Consider the following 3,383-nt stretch of genomic DNA (forward strand, 5'->3'; position numbering starts at 1 on the left):
TCGCGTGGGTGCAAAATGAGCTCAACGAAACACCCCGACAAATCCTCGGCGGCGCAACCCCACGTGAAATACTTAACGAACTATTCAAGCGTGGCGCATCCACCGCTTGATTCCGCCCCCTGGCTTGAACATATGGCGATGAAAACTAGACTTCAAGTAGTTGAACTTTTGGTATGGAGATGCCTATGCGTAAGACCTTAATCAGCCTCACCGGCCCCGCCTTCGTTGCTGCAGTGGCTTACGTCGACCCCGGCAACGTAGCCGCCAACATCAGCGCCGGCTCCCACTACGGCTACCTCCTGGTGTGGGTACTCGTCGTGGCCAACCTCATGGCCATGTTCATCCAGTACCACTCCGCCAAACTGGGCCTAGTCACCCACCGCTCCCTGCCGGAAATCATGGGCGAGCGTCTCTCCCGCCGCGCGCGCCTAGGCATGTGGGCCCAGGCCGAGCTCATCGCCGCGGCCACCGACCTCGCCGAAGTCATCGGCGGCGCCATTGCCCTGCAACTCCTCTTCAACCTCCCCCTGTTCGCGGGCGCGCTCATCATCGGCGCGGTCTCCATCATTCTCCTCATCTTCCAGAAGAAGAACCAGTGGTTCGAGGGGCTTGTCATCGGCCTGCTCCTGGTCATCTGCATCGGCTTCCTTGCCGGCCTCGCCATCGCCCCGCCCGACCCCGCCGACGTGGCCGGCGGCCTCATCCCCCGCCTAGAGGGCAAGGACAGCATCCTGCTGGCCGCCTCCATGTTGGGCGCCACCGTCATGCCGCACGCCATTTACCTACACTCCTCCCTGACCAAGCAGCGCTACCCCGACCTGGAAATCCCCCACGTGCTGGCCGGCACCCGCGCGGACATCGCCGTGGCGCTGTCCATCGCCGGGCTCGTCAACGTGGGCCTGCTGGTCCTGGCGGGCTCGGCCCTCTACGGCGTGGACGGCACAGAGACCATCTCCGGGGCCCACACGGCGATTGCCAGCCACCTCGGCCCGCTGGCCGGCGTTCTCTTCGCCATCGGCCTGCTGGCCAGCGGCCTCGCCTCGACGTCAGTGGGCGCCTACGCCGGCTCCGAAATCATGGACGGCCTGCTTCACATCAAGGTCCCCCTACTAGTCCGCCGCCTGGTCACGCTCATCCCGGCGCTGGTCATCATCGGCTGCGGGGTCGACCCCACTATGGCACTGGTGGTCAGCCAGGCACTTCTTTCCCTGGGCATCCCCTTCGCCATCATCCCGCTTTTCCGCTATGCCGGCTCCCGGGACGTCATGGGTGAGTTCGCCGCGAAACCCTGGTCTATGGCCGTGGGCTGGACGCTTGCCGCGCTGGTCATCGCACTCAATCTCGCCCTCGTGCTCCTGCCGCTGCTCTAGGCCGCCTACAATCAGCAGCCATGATTGAAGTAGCAGCCGTCGTCATCCGCAACCCACAAGGCCACGTGCTTACCGTGCGCAAGAAGTCCTCCACCAAGTACCAACTGCCCGGCGGCAAGCCCGAGGCGGGCGAGGCGCTTGTCGACGCCGCCCTGCGCGAAGTTGCCGAAGAAGTAGGCCTCACCCTCGACGCCGAGAGCCTCAACAAACTCGGCACCTTCGACGCTCCCGCCGCCAACGAACCGGGCGAGGTCGTCGTCGGCACCATCTTCACCTACACCCGCACCGTCACCGCCGACGAACCCCATGCCGCCGCCGAAATCGGCGACACCGCCTGGGTCAACCCAGCAGCCCCCGACCGCGAGCTTGCACACCTGCTGCGCGACCGCGTCTTCCCCACGCTGGCCTAGCGCCAACTGTCAACACTTCGGCGTCATTGACCTCGAAACCATCAAGAGCTACCCTTTTGAACATGTTCACTGAACACGTTCACTCATCGCGCTCGGCCGCCAAAGCTGGCACCGTCAGCAAGGTCCTAGCCACCGCCTACGAACTCTTCCTCACTCAGGGCTACGCCACCACCAGCATCCGGACTATCGCATCCGAAGCTGGCGTTAGCGTGGGAACCGTCATGGGAGTCGGCGACAAACAAACGCTGCTCATCCGCACCATTGGCCAACACATTTCAGAACTCCACGATGACATCCGGGGACAATCCGATAGCCTTCTCGATGTCCTGAGACCTTTCCTCCAGATGTTTACCGGCCACGAAGAGCTCTCCCGCGCCTTTGGCGCAGCACTCATCCAACAAGGCAATCAAGGCGAAGCGCTCACCGCACTCAAAACGCTCCTGACCGATGAAATCACCCTGCGACTCGGCACCAGGCTCAGCAGCGCCGATGCGGCCGAGTACGCCGACCTGCTGTACAACGTCTACCTCGGCTTACTCATCGGCTGGGCCGCCGGAATCTACGACACCGAGCACCTCACATCCCAAGCCGCCTCATCGATCGAACGCCTCAACACCGCATTCGGAGTAACCCAATGATCCTAGAATCTTCCCCAGCCTGGCCCTCCCTTCTACTAGCAGCCATTCTGCTTGGCGACGCCGCCCTCTCCCTCAAACCAGTCCCCTTCATCGAAGCCTGCCTCAGCGGCGTCAAACTCCCCAAGGACTGGTGGTGGGCGCTCATTGTCATCAAGTGCCTCGCCGCCGTAGGACTCATTGCCGGCCTCTGGTTCCCCGGCGTAGGAATCACAGCCATGATTGGAGTCATCGCCTATTTCTGCGCGGCCGCAGCAGCCCATGTCCGCGCCCACTTCCTCGGTAGCGCATTCTGGATCAACTGCTTAGGCATGCTCGCATTCTCCATCGGAGTACTGATCCTGACGCTCGCACTGAATTAAGACACCAGTCAACCTTTCACGGCTTCCTGAAGGCAGATACATCATTGCACCTCTTGAATGATGACTTGATGCTTTCTACCCTAAAGGTATGCGCACGACGATAAACCTCCCGCCGAAACTCCTTGAAGAAACGAAGGTCCAAGCCAAAGCCAACAATGTCACTTTGAGCTCATACGTCGAAGAGGCGGTCCGCGCTGCCCTCAAGAAGGAAGCCCGCATCAGTGCGCTGCCCTCAAGAAGGAAGCCCGCATCAGTACCGAAGACACCCCCGTTAACCTGCCCTCCTTCGATTGCGGCGGACCGGCTCTAGTTGATCTCAGCAACAAAGAAGCTGTGTGGGCGGTACTCGATGATCATTCCTGATGTCAACATTCTCGTTTATGCCTTCCACTCCGCTGCACCGCAACATAAACCCGCTCAACAATGGCTAAGTAGTGCTCTAAATCGGCATGAAACAATTGGACTCCTGGATGTTGTGGCAACGGGCGTGCTGTCAAGGGGTGAATGCGCCACTTCGACCGGGAGGTAGTTGTGACGCGTTGGACTCCGAAGGATGTTAAGGATGCTGCTGTTGAGCGCGTGGTGGCAGGCGAGGCAGTTAGCCTG

The 3,383-nt window shown here is 61.2% G+C and carries 4 protein-coding genes; all 4 read left to right on the top strand.

The window, feature by feature from the left end:
* Nucleotides 1-185: 185 nt before the first annotated feature.
* Nucleotides 186-1,370 carry an Nramp family divalent metal transporter gene (locus RAE07_RS11885; RefSeq protein ID WP_011272788.1) on the top strand — a complete coding sequence of 395 codons (1,185 nt, stop codon included), beginning with the start codon at nucleotides 186-188 and terminating at the stop codon, nucleotides 1,368-1,370.
* A 20-nt stretch (nucleotides 1,371-1,390) separates the two neighbouring features.
* Nucleotides 1,391-1,780, top strand: coding sequence for an NUDIX hydrolase (locus RAE07_RS11890; protein WP_005292595.1), 390 nt, complete (start codon nucleotides 1,391-1,393; stop codon nucleotides 1,778-1,780).
* A 62-nt stretch (nucleotides 1,781-1,842) separates the two neighbouring features.
* The gene (locus RAE07_RS11895; RefSeq protein WP_005292598.1) at nucleotides 1,843-2,418 is read left to right on the top strand and encodes a TetR/AcrR family transcriptional regulator; all 576 of its coding nucleotides are present in this window, start codon (nucleotides 1,843-1,845) and stop codon (nucleotides 2,416-2,418) included.
* Entirely contained in the window at nucleotides 2,415-2,777 is a 363-nt protein-coding gene (locus RAE07_RS11900; RefSeq protein ID WP_005292602.1) for a DoxX family protein, read from the top strand. Before RAE07_RS11895 ends, RAE07_RS11900 begins: the two co-directional genes overlap by 4 nt.
* Nucleotides 2,778-3,383: the final 606 nt, after the last annotated feature.

The organism is Corynebacterium nasorum (assembly GCF_032821635.1).
Classification (GTDB): domain Bacteria; phylum Actinomycetota; class Actinomycetes; order Mycobacteriales; family Mycobacteriaceae; genus Corynebacterium; species Corynebacterium kefirresidentii.